General features: G+C 48.3%; 21 protein-coding genes. All 21 read left to right on the forward strand.

The genetic code is table 11. The features are described 5' to 3' along the window. Positions 1 to 10: 10 nt before the first annotated feature. The 21 genes from hslU (at position 11) to BM200_RS04110 (ending at position 17,287) form a co-directional block, all read left to right on the forward strand. Positions 11 to 1,414 (forward strand): ATP-dependent protease ATPase subunit HslU, encoded by a 1,404-nt coding sequence (gene hslU, locus BM200_RS04010; protein WP_091181560.1) that lies wholly within the window; start codon positions 11 to 13, stop codon positions 1,412 to 1,414. Positions 1,415 to 1,452: 38 nt separating this feature from the next. Next, the gene (codY, locus tag BM200_RS04015; RefSeq protein ID WP_091181562.1) at positions 1,453 to 2,223 is read left to right on the forward strand and encodes a GTP-sensing pleiotropic transcriptional regulator CodY; all 771 of its coding nucleotides are present in this window, start codon (positions 1,453 to 1,455) and stop codon (positions 2,221 to 2,223) included. Positions 2,224 to 2,459: 236 nt separating this feature from the next. Then, complete coding sequence (gene flgB, locus BM200_RS04020) at positions 2,460 to 2,867, forward strand: flagellar basal body rod protein FlgB (protein ID WP_091181565.1); 408 nt, start codon at positions 2,460 to 2,462, stop codon at positions 2,865 to 2,867. A gap of 6 nt (positions 2,868 to 2,873) precedes the next feature. Further along, positions 2,874 to 3,329 carry a flagellar basal body rod protein FlgC gene (flgC, locus tag BM200_RS04025; protein ID WP_091181567.1) on the forward strand — a complete coding sequence of 152 codons (456 nt, stop codon included), beginning with the start codon at positions 2,874 to 2,876 and terminating at the stop codon, positions 3,327 to 3,329. Between the two features lie 28 nt (positions 3,330 to 3,357). Continuing rightward, positions 3,358 to 3,669 (forward strand): flagellar hook-basal body complex protein FliE, encoded by a 312-nt coding sequence (gene fliE / locus BM200_RS04030; protein ID WP_091181569.1) that lies wholly within the window; start codon positions 3,358 to 3,360, stop codon positions 3,667 to 3,669. A gap of 41 nt (positions 3,670 to 3,710) precedes the next feature. Beyond that, positions 3,711 to 5,294, forward strand: coding sequence for a flagellar basal-body MS-ring/collar protein FliF (fliF, locus tag BM200_RS04035; RefSeq protein ID WP_091181572.1), 1,584 nt, complete (start codon positions 3,711 to 3,713; stop codon positions 5,292 to 5,294). A gap of 11 nt (positions 5,295 to 5,305) precedes the next feature. Beyond that, positions 5,306 to 6,319, forward strand: coding sequence for a flagellar motor switch protein FliG (fliG, locus tag BM200_RS04040; protein WP_091181577.1), 1,014 nt, complete (start codon positions 5,306 to 5,308; stop codon positions 6,317 to 6,319). Continuing rightward, positions 6,312 to 7,151 (forward strand): FliH/SctL family protein, encoded by an 840-nt coding sequence (locus tag BM200_RS04045; RefSeq protein ID WP_091181579.1) that lies wholly within the window; start codon positions 6,312 to 6,314, stop codon positions 7,149 to 7,151. Before fliG ends, BM200_RS04045 begins: the two co-directional genes overlap by 8 nt. Then, complete coding sequence (gene fliI, locus BM200_RS04050) at positions 7,138 to 8,463, forward strand: flagellar protein export ATPase FliI (RefSeq protein WP_091181582.1); 1,326 nt, start codon at positions 7,138 to 7,140, stop codon at positions 8,461 to 8,463. Before BM200_RS04045 ends, fliI begins: the two co-directional genes overlap by 14 nt. A gap of 10 nt (positions 8,464 to 8,473) precedes the next feature. Beyond that, positions 8,474 to 8,923, forward strand: coding sequence for a flagellar export protein FliJ (gene fliJ / locus BM200_RS04055; RefSeq protein ID WP_091181587.1), 450 nt, complete (start codon positions 8,474 to 8,476; stop codon positions 8,921 to 8,923). Positions 8,924 to 8,955: 32 nt separating this feature from the next. After that, on the forward strand, positions 8,956 to 9,861 hold the full coding sequence (locus tag BM200_RS04060; RefSeq protein ID WP_091181588.1) for a MotE family protein: 906 nt from the start codon (positions 8,956 to 8,958) through the stop codon (positions 9,859 to 9,861). 20 nt (positions 9,862 to 9,881) lie between these two features. Then, a complete protein-coding gene (locus tag BM200_RS04065; RefSeq protein WP_091181589.1) occupies positions 9,882 to 11,336 on the forward strand; it encodes a flagellar hook-length control protein FliK in 1,455 nt (484 codons plus the stop codon). A 44-nt stretch (positions 11,337 to 11,380) separates the two neighbouring features. Next, the gene (locus BM200_RS04070) at positions 11,381 to 11,920 is read left to right on the forward strand and encodes a flagellar hook capping FlgD N-terminal domain-containing protein (protein ID WP_091181590.1); all 540 of its coding nucleotides are present in this window, start codon (positions 11,381 to 11,383) and stop codon (positions 11,918 to 11,920) included. Beyond that, the gene (locus BM200_RS04075) at positions 11,917 to 12,294 is read left to right on the forward strand and encodes a TIGR02530 family flagellar biosynthesis protein (RefSeq protein ID WP_091181591.1); all 378 of its coding nucleotides are present in this window, start codon (positions 11,917 to 11,919) and stop codon (positions 12,292 to 12,294) included. Before BM200_RS04070 ends, BM200_RS04075 begins: the two co-directional genes overlap by 4 nt. 114 nt (positions 12,295 to 12,408) lie before the next feature. After that, positions 12,409 to 13,221, forward strand: a complete 813-nt coding sequence (gene flgG, locus BM200_RS04080; protein ID WP_091181593.1) for a flagellar basal body rod protein FlgG — start codon at positions 12,409 to 12,411, stop codon at positions 13,219 to 13,221. A 74-nt stretch (positions 13,222 to 13,295) separates the two neighbouring features. After that, positions 13,296 to 13,517 (forward strand): flagellar FlbD family protein, encoded by a 222-nt coding sequence (locus tag BM200_RS04085; protein WP_091181596.1) that lies wholly within the window; start codon positions 13,296 to 13,298, stop codon positions 13,515 to 13,517. Between the two features lie 2 nt (positions 13,518 to 13,519). Then, complete coding sequence (locus BM200_RS04090) at positions 13,520 to 13,987, forward strand: flagellar basal body-associated FliL family protein (protein WP_091181599.1); 468 nt, start codon at positions 13,520 to 13,522, stop codon at positions 13,985 to 13,987. A gap of 36 nt (positions 13,988 to 14,023) precedes the next feature. Continuing rightward, positions 14,024 to 15,025: a flagellar motor switch protein FliM gene (fliM, locus tag BM200_RS04095; RefSeq protein ID WP_091181600.1), complete on the forward strand. Its 1,002-nt coding sequence runs from the start codon at positions 14,024 to 14,026 to the stop codon at positions 15,023 to 15,025. After that, positions 15,015 to 16,271 (forward strand): flagellar motor switch phosphatase FliY, encoded by a 1,257-nt coding sequence (fliY, locus tag BM200_RS04100; protein ID WP_091181603.1) that lies wholly within the window; start codon positions 15,015 to 15,017, stop codon positions 16,269 to 16,271. Before fliM ends, fliY begins: the two co-directional genes overlap by 11 nt. Before the next feature lie 20 nt (positions 16,272 to 16,291). Next, on the forward strand, positions 16,292 to 16,654 hold the full coding sequence (locus BM200_RS04105; protein ID WP_091181606.1) for a response regulator: 363 nt from the start codon (positions 16,292 to 16,294) through the stop codon (positions 16,652 to 16,654). A 3-nt stretch (positions 16,655 to 16,657) separates the two neighbouring features. Beyond that, entirely contained in the window at positions 16,658 to 17,287 is a 630-nt protein-coding gene (locus BM200_RS04110) for a flagellar biosynthetic protein FliO (RefSeq protein ID WP_091181608.1), read from the forward strand. Positions 17,288 to 17,302: the final 15 nt, after the last annotated feature.

Below are 17,302 nucleotides of genomic sequence, written 5' to 3' on the forward strand. Positions count from 1 at the left end.
GAGAAATCATATGGTAAATCAAGCTTTTACCCCTCGTCAAATTGTAGCCGAGCTCGATAAATATATTGTGGGCCAAAAGCCTGCAAAGCGATCTGTTGCCATTGCACTCCGTAACCGTTATCGCAGAAGCATGCTCGACGAGGCGCTTCGTGATGAGATTGTTCCTAAAAACATTCTGATGATTGGTCCTACCGGTGTCGGCAAAACCGAAATTGCGCGCCGTCTGGCCAAATTGGTCAAAGCTCCTTTTATCAAAGTGGAAGCGACCAAATTTACGGAAGTCGGATATGTCGGCCGTGATGTAGAATCCATGGTCCGTGACCTCGTGGAAACGGCAATTCGGATGGTGAAAGCAGAGAAAACGGAAAGCGTTCAGGATAAAGCGGAAAAGCTTGCAAATGAACGCCTTGTTTCGCTTCTCGTCCCGTCCAAAACAAAAGAAAAGCAAACGAAGAACCCGTTTGAGATGCTGTTCGGCAATCAGCAGAACAGTAAGGAAACAGTTGAAGAGCCTGAGCAGGATTCGGTCATTATCTCGAAGCGCTCACAGACGCGCGAGGATTTGGCTGCCGGGAAGCTCGAGAATGAAATCGTAGAGGTTGAAATCGAGGATAATAGTCCTACCATGCTGGATATGCTTGGCGGTCAGGGGCCAGATGGCATGGGCGGCATGAACATGCAAGAGATGCTGGGACAATTTATGCCGAAGAAGACCAAGAAGCGCAGACTTCCTGTTAAGGAAGCCCGCAAAGTGCTGATACAAGAAGAAGCAAACAAGCTGATCAATATGGATGATGTCATCGCGGAATCGGTGACTCGCGCCGAGCAGTCCGGCATTATTTTCATCGATGAGATTGATAAGATCGCAAGTCCGTCCAGAGGCAATGGTCCTGATGTGTCCCGTGAAGGCGTTCAGCGTGATATTCTTCCTATCGTGGAAGGTTCAACGGTGATGACAAAATATGGATCGGTAAAAACGGATTACGTCCTGTTCATTGCAGCGGGAGCATTCCATGTGGCGAAGCCGTCTGATCTGATTCCCGAGCTGCAGGGGCGTTTCCCGATCCGGGTTGAATTAACGTCGCTCAGCCTGGATGATTTCGTCAGCATTCTGACGGAGCCAAAAAATGCTTTAACGAAGCAGTACGCAGCCCTTCTTCAGACAGAGGGCATTGCGATTGAATTTTCTGACGATGCAATTAAAGAAATTGCATCAATCGCAGCGGATTTGAACCGCAATACCGAAAATATCGGCGCCCGCAGGCTCCATACGATTTTGGAGAAGCTGCTGGAGGATTTATCCTTCGAAGCACCGGATATTTCCCTTGACCATATGGTCATCACTCCTGAGTATGTGAGGGAAAAAGTGGGGGGCATTGCGAAAAATCGGGATTTGAGTCAATATATATTGTAGTTGAAAAGTAGTTGGGATGAGTTTTGGGAGGCTTTGGCATGACTTTACTTACAAAAACAAGAACGCTGAACCGGTTGCTTCAACGTGCAGCCGGCAAAGCGCTCAATTTCAGAGAGATGGCTGAGGTATTGTGCAGCACGATACAGACAAATGTGTTTGTGGTCAGCCGAAAAGGGAAGGTTCTTGGCTGTGCGGCCGTGAATCCTTATGACCATGACAAACTTCGTTCCATGTCTGTTGAAGAGCTGCGTTTTCCGCAAGTGAGTAACAGCCTATTTCTGGACATGCTGGAACCGGTAACAAACGTAGCTCCGGATACTGGAGTATATGAGACGTTTCCGGCGCTAGGAGAACAGGAAATTATGACAGTGGTACCAATTACGGGAGGCGGTGACCGTCTTGGTACACTCGTCCTCACACGGACGAATGGTTCCTTCGACGATGATGACCTCGTACTCGCCGAATACGGTTCGACAATTGTCGGCATGGAAATTTTGCGCGAGCGCGCAGAAGAGGTTGAGCAGGAAGCGCGCAGCCGCGCGGTTGTATCGGTTGCAATTGGTTCGCTGTCGTTCAGTGAGCTGGAAGCGGTCGAACATATCTTCGAGCAGCTGGAAGGGAAAGAGGGGCTGCTGGTTGCGTCCAAAATCGCGGATCGTGTCGGTATTACTCGTTCCGTAATCGTGAATGCATTGCGCAAGCTGGAAAGCGCTGGTGTTATTGAAACGAGGTCGCTGGGGATGAAAGGCACCTACATTAAAATTTTAAATACCCAGCTGCTTCAGGAACTGGAAAAAATCAAGAATTAATTCCTTGGGACTACCATCCTATGGAAAATTCATCGTAAAGCCCTATCTTGAAATTAAAGATAGGGCTTTTTTCTTATTGTAATATTTTGGACAATTGTTGAATATTATCATGTCGGCAAAACTCGACAGTTTCGTCTCATTTTTTTCATAATTTAATGTCGAAGAAAGAAGGAATGGTTCGCAATCTGTTGAATACGTTAACTATGATCTTCTACTGAAAGTGGTGACACACACACGTGAATGTATTGAACAGCACGTCATTTGGGCGATTGGAAGGCGCGGTAAAGGCTGCAGAAATGCGGCAAGGCGTCATCTCAAACAACATCGCAAATATCGACACTCCTAACTTTAAACGGTCGGAAGTCTTGTTCGAAGAAATCCTTAGTCAGGAAATGGCAGGACAAAGCGGACTTAAGGGCAAAAGGACGAATGAACGCCATATTCCGATCGGCAGGTCTACTGGAGTAGTCCCAACAGCACAGGTTCTAACGGATAACCTGTCCCAAATGAACAACAACGAAAACAACGTCGATATCGACCGCGAGATGTCGTTGCTTGCTAAAAACCAACTTAGCTACAATTTTTATATTCAACAAATCAGCCATGATGTGAAGATGATGAGGACCGCAATTGAAGGGAGATAGTAGGAATTGAGGATTTCTAGCAGCTTTGATGCCAGTGCTTCGGCACTAACCGCACAGCGTTTACGGATGGACGTAATCTCCTCTAACATCGCAAATGCCGAAACAACTCGCGCCGGTTATGTGAATGGCCAATTCGTACCATATAAAAGGAAAATGGTTGTACTCGAACCAATGACGCAAATCTCCTCTTTCTCCGATATGCTGAACAAGCAGCTTGAAGGGACTTCCGGTGCACAAGGTGTAAAGGCAACTAGAATAATTGAGGACCAGTCGCCTACCAAGCTTGTCTACAACCCCACTCACCCGGATGCGGATGCGAACGGATATGTCAATATGCCTAACGTAGATGTGGCGAAAGAAATGGTCGATATGATTTCGGCTTCCCGGTCGTACGAGGCGAATGTAACAGCTCTTAATGCGTCTAAAGCCATGTTTGCGAAAGCGCTGGAGATTGGCAAGTAAAGTAAAATAACTAGACGGAGGGACGGACATGATTCAACCGTTTCAACTTAATCCCGCACAAGCCGTTACCAAGCTGCTTGAAACTGCTAAACCGCAGCAGCAGGCAACACCTGCTGAGATGACAAATTCTTTCGGACAATACTTGGAGAAAGCGCTGAATAGCGTGGATGCACAGGAGAAAGAAGTACATAAGCTTAACGACAAATATTTAATCGGCGAGGTTGATGTTTCACAGGTCCTCATCGCTTCCCAGAAAGCAGAGCTCAGCTTGCAGCTGACGACACAAATTCGCAATAAAGTAATTGATGCTTATCAAGAAATTATGCGGATGTCAGTATAGTAGGGCTTTCGAACTAGACAGAAGCTGGGTGAGGTGACAACGTGAACGAAAGAATCGCCCAATACCGTCAGAGACTCACGCAGTTTTGGAGTCAAATGGGCAAAAAACAAAAAATAGGGCTGGGGGCATCCATTGGTGTATTGTTGTTGTCAATTGTGATTTTGACTTACATTTTCACACGGACGGATTATGAAGTAGCGTTTCAAAATCTAGACACCACAGATGCAGCAGCAATCATGACTTACCTGGATGGTAATGGTATCCCTTATCAATTAAGCGCAGATGGCCAAAGCATCTCAGTACCTAGTGCAGTAGCGACAAGAACCCGAGTTGATGTTGGTTCTCAGGGTCTAGTGCAAAACGGATCAATCGGATTTGAGGCTTTCGAGGGCGGAAGTGCCTTTGGACAAACCGAAAATGAATTTAACGTGAAGTACATCAATGCGCTAAACGGTGAAGTTCAGCAATTGCTTAACCGGATGCAAGGCGTACAAAGCTCGAAAGTGCTCATCAACCTCCCGGAAGAATCGGTATTCTTGTCGGCGGAAGAGAAGGAGCAGGCATCTGCTTCGATTATGATGAACTTTACACCGGGTTACCGGCCAAGTCAGCAAGAGGTTGACGGTTACTACAATCTGGTGAAGACAGCCGTACCAAAGCTGGCCATTCAGGATATCACCATCTCAAGCCCGCAAGGTGAACTCGTATCTTCGGAAATTGACGGCAATAAGATTGGTGCAGCAACGGATGCTGCTGAAAGCCAATTCCTCATTCAACGGAAATATGAAGCTGAAGTAAAGAAGAACATTCAGCAGTTTTTATCCCCGATGATTGGTGACAATCTGGTCATCAGCGTAGCGAGCAGCTTTAACTTTGATAAGAAGGTTACCCAAGAAAATCTGGTAAGACCGCTTGAGAACAATAACAATAACGGCATTATCGTAAGTGAACAGCAGGATAACAGCACCACAACAAATGGTTCGACTCCGGCAGGCGGAGTGGCCGGCACTGGGGAAACGGATGTTCCCGGATATACAGCGACTGACAGCACGAATGGCAACTCCGAGCAAAGCTCCCAGGTAACGAACTACGATTATGACCGCATTAACAATCAGATTGAGTCGGCGCCATATCAGCTGAAGGATCTTTCGATCAGCATTGGTGTTGAGCAAAGCAAGCTGACGGAACAATCCCGTCTAGAATTAACCGATTTCCTAAGTGCGCTTGTCCGTGCACAACTGGCTGATTCCGGCCAGGATGTTAATGATGACGATCTAATCGCTAAAAAGGTTACAATTCTCGGTCAAAGTTTTGCATCTAATGATGCCGGAACATCGGTTAGCGGTTTATCGACGCAGTGGGCAATCGGACTTGGAGCAGCAGCACTTGCTCTAATCGCAGGTCTTACGGTGATGCTCGTTCGCAGACGCAGAAAACTTGCAGAAGAAGCAGCAGCGGCAGAAGCAGCCGCATTGCTTGAAACGCAGGCTAAACCGGAATTCCCAACCATTGATTTCGAAACTGTTAATAATGACAGTCAGGCTCGTAAAAATCTCGAAACACTCGCCAAACGCAAGCCGGATGAATTCGTTAACTTGCTCCGCACCTGGCTTGTGGATGAATAGAGGTGACTTCTATGGCTAAACCGCTCAATGGATTAACCGGCCGGCAAAAGGCGGCAATCCTGCTTATTACTTTGGGGCCGGAAGTATCCGCCCAAATCTTTAAACATTTGAGAGAAGAAGAAATTGAACAGCTTACTCTCGAAATTGCCAATGTCCGTAAGGTAGACAGTGCAGAGAGAGAGCAGATCTTAAGCGATTTCCATCAAATCTGCTTGGCACAGGAATATATTTCGCAAGGCGGGATTTCGTATGCGAAAGAGATTTTGGAGAAAGCGCTTGGCGAGCAAAAGGCTGTTGAAGTGATCAACCGCTTGACGGCAACGCTTCAAGTCCGGCCGTTTGACTTTGCACGCAAAGCAGAGCCAACGCAAATCCTTAACTTTATCCAAAATGAAAACTCGCAAACGATCGCGCTCGTTCTTTCTTATTTACAGTCGGAGCAATCCTCGCATATATTATCGTCGCTGCCTCAAGAGAAGCAGGCCGATGTTGCTCGCAGAATTGCCTTAATGGACAGTACTTCACCTGAGGTTATCAGTCAGGTAGAGCGGGTCCTTGAGCAAAAACTGTCTGCTACGGTAACACAGGACTACACGAATGCAGGCGGTATTGATTCAATCGTTCAAATCTTGAACGGTGTCGACCGCGGTACTGAACGAACCATTCTGGATGCACTCGAGATCGAAGATCCGGAATTGGCGGAAGAAATCAAGAAGCGTATGTTCGTCTTCGAAGATATCGTCAATATCGACAACCGCTCCATTCAGCGCATTATCCGCGATGTGGAAAACTCCGATCTTCAGCTCGCTCTCAAGGTGGCAAGCGAAGAAGTACGGGAAGCCATCTTCCGGAATATGTCGAAACGGATGTCCGATACGTTCAAGGAAGAAATGGAATTTATGGGGCCTGTCCGGCTGCGTGATGTCGAAGAAGCTCAAACCCGTATCGTCGCTACGATTCGCAGGCTAGAAGAAGCCGGCGAGATTATCATCGCCCGCGGCGGAGGAGATGATATCATTGTCTAATTTGATAAAGTCTTCAAGCGTAATCGCGCTTGATCAGCTGAAACAGCTTTACTGGATGAATAAACATGCAGCTGCTGAACAAGAAGCGTTAGCCGAAGAAATTATTGAAGAGACAGGACCGGATGAAGAGACGATCTCCATTCGGGATCAGATCATCACGGACGCACAAAGCTTCGCCGAAGAACGAATTCGTGAAGCAGGTGAGCATTGCGAGCAAATGATAGCCGATACCGAAGCCCAGATTGATGCATGGTGGCTGGAGAAACGTCTTGAAGATGAATCGCTCTCCCAAGCTTCTCGCGAAGAAGGCTATAAGCAAGGTTATGCCGAAGGCCGCGAACAAGCGGAGCAAACCCTGCAGCAAGAATGGGAAAGCCGGCTTGCCGAAGCGAATGCTATCTTGAAAACCGCTTATGAAATGCGGGAGCAAATCATTCAGGAAGCAGAGCCTTTTCTGGTAGAGCTAAGTGTCTCTATCTCGGAGAAAGTGATTGGCAGACAACTGTCAGAAGCTCCCGATATGGCGCTTGAACTGATTCGGAAAGCTTTATCCAGACGAAGAGAACAAGGAGTTATAGCACTTTGTGTCTCGCCTGGTCAGCTCGCTTTTGTCCAGGCTGCAAGGGAAGAGCTTAATCTGGTTATCGACTCGCAAGCAGAGCTTCAGATCATTCCTGATGCTACGGTAAAAGATTTCGGCTGCGTGATCCGTTCTGCATACGGAAGTATCGATGCACGGATTGATACTCAGCTGTCAGAAATCAAACGCGAGCTGGTTCAGCTTGCCAACCAAAGCCACGAAGAACGGAGCGTGCCGGATGAGCGGTACTAAACTGGACAGCTCCAAATATATCGACCAGCTTCGTCATCTTGACCCCGTTCGTGTGAACGGAAAGGTTACTCAGGTTATTGGCCTGACGGTTGAGTCAGAAGGTCCCGATGCGAGTATCGGAGACGTATGTTTGATCTACTCGGCCAAAGGCGCTAAGCCTATTAAAGCGGAGGTAGTAGGCTTCCGTGATAATAAAGTTATCCTAATGCCGCTGGGCGAGCTGCATGCAATCAGCCCAGGCTGTGATGTCGTTGGAACCGGAAAGCCATTATCCGTACAGGTAGGTTCTGAACTGCTTGGCAAGGTGCTTGATGGTTTAGGTCAGCCCCTTGACGGATCTTTTCTTCCAAGCCGTATGCAAAATTACTCGACGCATAATGAACCTAGTAATCCGCTGACTCGTCCCCGTGTAACGGAGACCCTCAGTATTGGTGTCAGAGCCATTGATGGTCTGCTGACAGTAGGCAGAGGACAACGCGTTGGTATATTTGCAGGCTCTGGCGTTGGTAAAAGTACGCTGCTTGGCATGATTGCCCGAAATACATCTGCTGACGTCAATGTCATTGCGCTAATCGGCGAACGCGGCCGTGAGGTGCTTGAATTTATCGAGAAGGATTTGGGTCCTGAAGGACTTGCCCGCTCGGTGGTTATCGTCGCAACCTCGGATCAGCCGGCATTAATCCGGATTAAGGGAGCGCTGATTGCGACTTCCATTGCGGAATATTTCCGCGACCGTGGACTTAATGTCATGCTGATGATGGACTCGGTTACCCGCTATGCCATGGCACAGCGTGAAGTAGGACTTGCCATTGGCGAGCCGCCTGCAACGAGAGGGTATACACCTTCCGTATTCGCTACGCTTCCCAAGCTGCTTGAAAGGGCGGGGACAGGGCCAACTGGCTCTATTACCGCGTTTTATACCGTTCTCGTTGATGGCGATGACATGAACGAACCGATTGCCGACGCTGTACGCGGTATTTTGGACGGCCATATCGTTCTAAACAGGCAACTGGCGAACAAAGGCCATTTTCCTGCGATCGATGTTCTGGCGTCAGTCAGCCGCGTTATGAAGGAAATCGTGACGGAAGAGCAGCAGGATGCAGCCAATCAATTAAAAAGGCTTCTCTCTATTTATAGAGATTCGGAAGACTTAATCAATATTGGGGCGTACCAGAGGGGTACAAACGAAGAAATTGATAGAGCAATCGAAAATATCGATGCCATCTATCAATTTACCCGGCAAAAAACGAATGAAAAGGTCACATTGGCCGACTCACAGGAACGATTAATGATGGAATTCCACAGGAGATGACGACTGGTAAATGGCAGCCTTTCGATACGCTTATCAAAAAATCGTAGATTTGAAGTCCAGCGAGAAGACGCAGGCCGAATGGCAGCTCTCTTCCGCAATCGGTGTTCTGCAGGCGGAAGAATTAAGTCTGGCTGAGCTGCGGCAGAAGCGGACAGAGTGGGAAAGCAAGCAGCACGAGAGTTCAAATGAAGCTGTTTCTTTGGCTGAGCTGCAGCTGATGCAGCATTATCTCGAATATTTGGATTCCTGCATTGCCAGCAAGCTTACGGATGTTAGGCAAGCGGAACGAAAGGTTGAATATAACCGGTCGAACCTGGCGGATAGAATGAAGGACGAGAAGGTTTGGCTTAAAGCGAAAGAGCATGCCAAAGACCGTTTCAGGCATGTAATGCAGATCAAAGAACAGAATGAACTCGATGAGATGGCTACCGTACGATTCAAAGTATCCGTTCCATCATGATCTGCGGCGCAAGGTAAAGGGAGTGAATGCAAATGGCGGATATGGATTTAGAGAAGCAGGGCTATAGCGGCTTCGAAAGGTTAATGTTTTTTATGACGCCGATCTTGTTTACGATTGTCCTGCTTGGCGCGTTATACGTTTTATTTAATACGGATACCCGTAATCAGATGCTGGATATCGGCAATTCGATCCCTTACCTGAAGGAAGTGCTTCCAGAAGCAAAAACAGCGGATGGTCAGTCTAATGACAATGAGCTGAAATCTGCCAATTTGAGCAGAAAAATCGATGAGCTTCAGGCCCAACTCCAGGAGAAGGAAGCTGAACTCGCCGAAACCGCCGAGCTGAAGGCAACACAGGAACAAGAACTGAAAAGTATGCAGGAGCAAATTAATTCGCTAAAAGCTTCTAATGAAGAAAAGACAGCGGATGACGCTGCTTATCAGGCAAAAATTCAGGAGCTTGCCAGTATGTACAGCAAAATTATGCCTAGTAAAGCGGCCCCCATCCTGCAAAGCATGACCATGGATGAAATGGTTCTTGTGCTCGATTCCATGAGACCGGATGACCGGGTTCGAATTTTGGAGAAAATGAACCCTCAAACAGCTGCCGATGCAACGATGATGCTGAAAGACACCGTAACGGCGAAGGACAGACAGATTGCGGCGCTGCAGGCGGAAGTGAAGAAAGCCAAACCGTCAGAAACGAAGCAGCCTTCTTCGCAGCTCAGCAGTGATCAGCTTAGTGCAACGTTTGCTGCTATGGATGCTAAAAGTGCAGGAGAGCTTCTGATCAAAATGGCCGATATCAGTCCGAGTAAAGTCATTCGTATTCTGAATACGGTCGATGACACAACTCGTTCAGCGATTCTGGCGGAGATGTCCGGTATTAATCAAACGATTACGGCTCAGCTTATGTCGAAGCTGATGGCTGGCAACTAAGAGAGAGGAGGTGAATCATAATGGAGATGACCATTCCTCAAACCGCATCACCGGCTGCTTCTTCAGCAGGCAACGCAGCTTCGCAAGCTAAAACAGGCGGCAGCGACAAATTTCAAAAGACGCTCGAAAGCCAAATAAAAAGCGATAAAGGTACAACGGAGAAGAGCAGTACGTCAACTGCATCAACGGGCAATGCCGATAATCAGAATCACGCAGCATCGGGTACGGAAGCCGGAACGACAAAAGAGGCAACGACAGTGAATCCCGTAGATACGAGCGAAGCCGCGACATCAGCAGGCATCGTGGAAGCACAATCGGATGTTCTGACGGATGCTGCAGCTGAACTGATGGAAATGATTGATCAATTGCTGGCAGATCTGGAAAAGTTGAAGGCGGAAGGTGCGGATGCTGACGCTGACAGTCAAGATCAGGATAGGCAAGAGCTTACAGCTATGCTGGATCAGCTACAGGCATTGCTGGCATTGCTTGGTATTCCGCTTCCTGTGCAACAACCGACGCAGACTTCTGCAGCATCGAATCAGGATGGAACAGGAACTCCGAATACGAATGATCAAATGGTAGCGGTTGTTAACAAAGTTCAGGACTCCTTATTGCAGCTGCAAACAGCGATGCAGGAAGGCACGTTGAAACAAATCGGTCTTCAGGAACCGGTTCAATTAATCAGCCAGCAGCTTGAAGCCTTAAAGCAATTCGTGCAGAAGCAAAAGGATTCGAATAGTCATGTAGAGCAACCGCACGTAGCGGCTGAGCGGAGAACAGAGATTACGGTTACGACAACAGCACCAGCGATATCCGTGCATTTGCAGCGTCTGAGCGGGCAGGCTGTTCATCAGGTTGCACTTGTAGCGGCTTCTGATCAACAAGCGTCTTCGGAGGAGACAGAGGCTTCCTCTCAGGCGAGTGAACAGGCAACTGCTGTAACAACGGGACAGCCATTCTCGGATGTTATCCGACAGGCAGCGCCACAGGTTGCGAAGCTTATCCCGGCTGTTCAAGCTTATGTTCCGGTTACTGACTTTGCGGATAATATGAAAGATTTTATTCAAAAGCTGGATATCAAGCATGGCAACGGCATGTCGGAAGCGACCATTCAGCTTTTCCCTAAAGAGCTTGGTCAGGTAGATGTACGCATAACGATGCATAACGGTCAACTGACAGCCCTATTCCATGCGGATAACGCTAATGCCAAGGACGCGCTTGACAATCAAATGGCACAGCTCAGAGTAGCTTTGCAGCAACAAGGTTTGTCCGTAGATAAGTTGGAAGTAACCTCTGGCCAGTCGGCAGCCTATTTATCAAACGGCCAGCATGGCCAGGGTACAGGGCAGCAGGCTTTTTCCAATCAGAATAAATCGAGGGGCGACGGAATTCAGGAGGATTTTGAGTCTGATGTTGCCGAGCAGCGGGCCATACAAGATTTAGGCTTCGGACGTGCGGTCAACGTGACGGCTTAATCAAATGCTTCTTAAACAGTACGCGGTAGGATGGGGGTGAGTTAATGGCGACAGTATCTTCGAAAGTGATGTGGCCCAATTACAGCACTTCGAACGTAAAGGCAGCAGGTAGTGATATCGATAAAAATGCGCTTGGTAAGGATGCTTTTCTCGAATTGCTCGTAACGCAGCTGAAAAATCAGGATCCCCTTCAGCCGCAGGATAACGCCGCATTCATCACGCAGATGGCGCAGTTTACTTCTGTTGAGCAGTTAATGAATATGTCGGATCAGCTTTCTCTGTTAAATCAAAATCTCGGCACGGCCTCTTCGATCATCGGCAAGACCGTTTCCTGGTATGAGCTGGATGAAGAAGGCGATACCAAACTGATGTACGATCAAGTCACTTCAATCGTATCCCAGGAGGGCAAATTGTTCGCCAAATTCGCTGATGATACCATGATTGAATTGACGGATGTCGTAACCGTCTCTGATCAAGCTCCAACCCCAAATCAGCCTGATGGCAGCGACGAAACTGATGAAGATGCAGAGGTTGAAGCGACAACAGATTCAGCATCAACCGAACAGGAAGATGGTTCCGCATGAGTGACGGAGTGAAAATCAGCCATCTGTTTCCTGTCGGTGCGCCGCCTCTCGCTGGCGTTAAGCATGCAGCACCACGTCCGCAGCAATCGGGCGGCTTCCGGGATATGCTTGATGCGAAAGTGCTTAAGTTCAGCCAGCACGCAGAAGTGAGAATGAAGCAGCGAGGCATTCAGCTGCAGCCGGAAGCGCTGACGAAAATTATGAATGCGGTGGATGAAGCCGAGTCCAAAGGTGCTAAAGATTCCTTAATCGTAATGAAAGATATTGCGATGATTGTGAACGTGCCAAGCCGGACGGTAGTGACCGCTATGGACGGCAAGCAGATGCAAAGCAATGTGTTTACAAATATAGACAGTGCGGTGATCTTAAGCTAGGGCTGGACCGAAAGGGGGCCCTTTGGCTGCGGACCGACTGAAGCGGCCAATCTCACTTAAGGCATCAGCGAATGCTTAGATGTGTGATCATTCTTTTTAGGAGGAGTTATATAAATGCTTAGATCCATGTATTCCGGTGTATCGGGTATGCGCGGTTTTCAAACGAAGCTTGACGTAATCGGCAACAACATCGCAAACGTAAATACGGTCGGCTTCAAAGGCGGACGCGTCATGTTCAGTGATATTTTGAGCCAGACCACCTCTGGTGTAACCGCATCGGTTGATGGAGAGCAAGGCGGCGTCAACGCGAAGCAAATCGGCCTTGGTGTTACCATCTCTTCGATCGATACGATCCATACACCGGGCAGTGCGATGACAACAAACGTGCCGACCGACCTCCGGATTGACGGCGACGGATTTTTCGCGGTATCGGCAGGGGACGGCGCTCCTGTCTATCTGACCCGTGCAGGTAACTTCACCTTTGATGGCAACAGACAGCTTGTTAATGGCGACGGGATGTTCGTGTTATCTGCGGACGGTGAACCCATTGTTCTCGATGAAGAAGTAACATCGTTCTCGATTGGACAAGACGGCTCGATTCTGGCGGTAACGCCGGATGGTACGGAAGCCATTGCCCAGCTAGGGATTGTGAAGGTCATTAATCCAAGCGGGCTTGAGAAAGTAGGCGGTAACTTATATCAAGTTACGGCGAATGCCAATCCAGATGGCGAATTCGAATATTTCACGGCAGATGACCCTGAGCTGGGTACCGGCGCTGTTATCGCCGGTCAGCTGGAGATGTCAAACGTCGACCTGACGAATGAATTCACGGAGATGATCGTTGCGCAACGCGGATTCCAGGCGAACTCCCGGATCATCACGACGTCCGATGAGATTTTGCAAGAGGTTGTTAATCTGAAGCGTTAATAGCTTCAATTAACAGCTATCGGTCATGATTGGAGGGGGCTGACTCAGCCCCCGAATCAGCGAGGGGGGAGCTTATGATTACCGTAACTCGATTGAATGGCTCGAAACTGATGATTAACGCTCTTCTTGTAGAATTGATAGAAGAAACTCCGGACACGATTATTACGCTCACAACGGGCAAGAAATATATCGTGACGGAGAGTGCATCCGAGCTTCGACTGCTTATTCAGAGTTATCTTCGTTCAATCGGCGTTCTTGCAGCGACCCAGAAGATCGAAAAAACGGAGGGTCCTTAGAGATGAAAAAAATGTTGCCGTGGTTAGTTACCACATTACTAGCAATAACGCTGATCGCTATCGTTTCGATTATTATGTACAAGTCCTTCTTTAATGACTCTGACCCGGCAGATCCAGAAAAAGCACCCGTTACGGTAAAGCATTTGTCTGCAGATGAGCTGGTATCGGTAACGTCTGAGCTGAAAGATTTCAAACGCAATCTGAAAGATTCGGATTATGTGGTTGTTTTGAGCTTTGCGTTTCAGCTGGACAGCAAGAAGACAAAGGAAGAGTTCGACAAGCTGCTTGAAATTGAAGTAAAACCTATCATCAACCGTACAGTTGCCGATTTGACGGCTGCTGAACTAAATGGCTCGCAAGGTGAAGATATGTTGGAGTCAAAGCTTCTGAACCTGATTAATCCCATACTGCCGGAAGGCAAGAAGCTGGTTAAGGTAGAGATTACGAATTTTATCATGCAGCAGTTATAAGCTTGTTGCCGACATTCCTTGAAGGGGGTGAGAGAATTGGTTGATGTATTATCGCAGAATGAGATAGACGCGCTGCTGGCCGCTTTATCATCAGGTGAGATGGATGCCGATGAGCTGAAAAAAGAAGAGGTTACGCGAAAAGTTCGGATCTATGATTTCAAGCGCGCTACTCGATTCTCGAAGGATCACATACGAAGCCTAACACGCATACACGAAAACTTCGCGCGATATTTGACAACCTATTTCTCAGCGCAGCTTCGTACATTCGTTCAGATTAATGTCGTGCAGGTCGAGCAGCTGCCTTATGATGAATTTATCCGCTCGATTCCGAAGATGACTATTCTGAACATATTTGAAGCGGAGCCGCTGGAAGGGCGTATGGTGCTCGAGGTTAATCCGAACGTTGCTTACGCCATGCTTGACCGAATGCTTGGCGGGCAGGGGATGGCGCCATCCAAGATTAACAATTTAACCGAGATCGAGACCATTATTATGGAACGTATCTTCGCTCGAGCATTCGAGAGCTTGCAGGAAGCGTGGAAGACGATTATCGATATCTCGCCTCGCCTGGAGGCGCTCGAGACAAATCCGCAGTTCATGCAAATTGTCTCGCCGAATGAAACAATCGCCTTAATCTCACTTAGCACAAAGATTGGCGATACGACGGGAATGATCAATCTGTGTATCCCTCATGTCGTGATCGAACCGGTTATGCCGCGGTTGTCGGCTCACCACTGGTTTGTCTCTCAAAAAAAGGAGCGGATACCAGAGGAAGTCGAAATGCTGGAGCAGCGCGTAAGCAAAGCGAAGCTGCCTATCGTTGCCGAACTCGGAGAATCGGTCATTACAATTAAAGAGTTTTTGGGATTGGCGATAGGTGACGTCATTTCGTTAAATAAACCGATTGAAAACGGCCTTAGCATCAAGGTTGGCGATAAGCTGAAGTTTATCGGGAGCCCGGGCTCCGTCAAAGATCGGATAGCCGTGCAAGTGGATCAAGTTGTCAGCGAAGGAGCGGAAGAAGAAAATGACGAGTAAAGATTATTTATCGCAAGAAGAAATAGATGCGTTGCTTAATCAGACAGCCAGCGAGCTCGCTATAGCACAGTCGCCAGCTCCAGAATATCAGCTGTCGGACTTCTTGTCTTCGATCGAGCAGGATGCGTTAGGCGAAATCGGCAACATCACGTTTGGCAGTGCTGCTACAGCGTTGTCTACTTTATTGGGCAAGAAAGTCGATATTACCACTCCGCAGGTTACGTTTATTAAACGCGAGGACCTGGCTAACGAATTTCCAAAACCGCATGTGGCAGTCAGCGTTCAGTACGTAGACGGCTTCCAGGGCATTAATTCCCTTGTCATCAAGACGAAGGACGCTCAGGTCATTGCTGATCTTATGCTGGGCGGAGAAGGCGATGTGACGCTTCAGGAGCTGAATGAAATTCATATCAGCGCCGTACAGGAAGCGATGAATCAGATGATGGGTTCCTCCGCGACGTCCATGTCGACGATTTTTAACCGATTCGTTAATATCTCGCCTCCGGGCATAGACATTCTGGATGTAGACAGCGGCGGCGGAATGGGTCAGCTTCCTCCGGAAGATGTGTTTATCAAAATCTCTTTCCGCTTAACGATTGGAGAATTGATAGATTCTACCATCATGCAGCTGCTGCCCGTACCATTCGCGAAGCAAATGGTAGCCATTTTGATGGGGGATGTTGGAGGCGAGATAGAGGCACCAGCTGCATCGGCGCCTGCACCAGTTCCAGCTCCTGCTCCGGCCGCCGTACAAGCGCCTGCAACGGCTTCACAGCCGGCTTACCAGGATCCGTATCAGCAAGCACCGGCAGCGGCTGCATCGCCGTACAATCAGCCTTACAATCCTTATCAGCAAAGCGCAGCATTTGATCTTCCCATGCAGCCACAAGGTCCTCAGACCTATGGTCATCCGGCAAGTCGTAATGTAAATGTACAGCCTGTTCAGTTTGCAAACTTTAATCAAGCGCCTTATGTGCAAACGGATGAGACAAACCTCAATTTACTTCTCGACATACCGCTTAAAGTTACCGTAGAATTAGGTAGGACCCAAAAGCAAATTAAGGATATTCTGGAATTGTCCCAAGGCTCCATTATTGAGCTGGACAAGCTGGCTGGTGAACCTGTCGACATCCTGGTGAACAACAAGCTGATCGCCAAGGGAGAGGTTGTCGTTATTGATGAGAACTTTGGTGTACGGGTCACAGATATCGTAAGCCAATGGGACCGCATTCAAAAATTGCAATAATACTCTAGGAGGAAAAAAAGATGGCAAACCGCATTCTAATCGTAGACGACGCAGCATTCATGCGCATGATGATCCGCGACATTCTGACAAAAAACGGATACGAGGTCGTTGGGGAAGCGCAAGACGGCGCAGTGGCGGTAGAGAAGTACAAGGAGCTTAAGCCTGACCTGATTACGATGGACATTACGATGCCTGAGATGGATGGTATCTCCGCACTGAAAGAAATCAAAAAGCTTGACGCTAATGCAAAAGTTATCATGTGTTCTGCAATGGGCCAACAGGCGATGGTCATCGATGCGATCCAAGCCGGCGCAAAAGACTTTATCGTTAAGCCATTCCAAGCCGATCGCGTAATTGAAGCGATCAAGAAGACGCTTGGCTAAGCAATGCTTACATATGTTTCGAAATTCATGTCCTTGACTGCGGTTGGCGTTGCTGTACAGCCCGCCTTCGCCGCGGCGGCAGGCAATAATAGCAATGATGTATCGCCGATGGAAGGTACATCAAGCTATACCGGCAATATTATCTGGGTTATTATTTCCCTCTTTATAGTTATCGGCTTAATCGTAGTACTTATTAAATTTTTGTCTCAGCGTAATCGCATGTGGGGAACGAACCGGGCGGTACGATCCCTTGGAGGGGTTGCGCTGGGGCAGAACAATTCGCTTCAGGTCGTTGAACTGTCAGGCCGGTTGTATGTCGTAGGTGTCGGAGAGAACGTGACGCTCCTCGATAAGATCGAAGATGTTGAGCAGGTGCAAGCCATACTTGCTTCTCTCGACCGGCAGACGAGTGCAGCCGGGTGGTCGGCGAATTCAATCTCTGATTTTCTGAAGCGGTTCCGTAAGGAAGAGACAAGCGCGGGGCAGGATCTGACGGAGGGGCAGTGGAACACGCAGGCTTCCTCGTTCCAAAGCTTGCTGAATCAAAACCTCAGCAAGCAAGCCGACCGTAAGCAACAGCTGGAGTCACTTCTGAAGGAATCCAAACATGATGGGGATGACAATGAAAAATAAAAGGTGGATTTCGAT

Source organism: Paenibacillus catalpae, from assembly GCF_900112695.1.
GTDB lineage: Bacteria > Bacillota > Bacilli > Paenibacillales > Paenibacillaceae > Pristimantibacillus > Pristimantibacillus catalpae.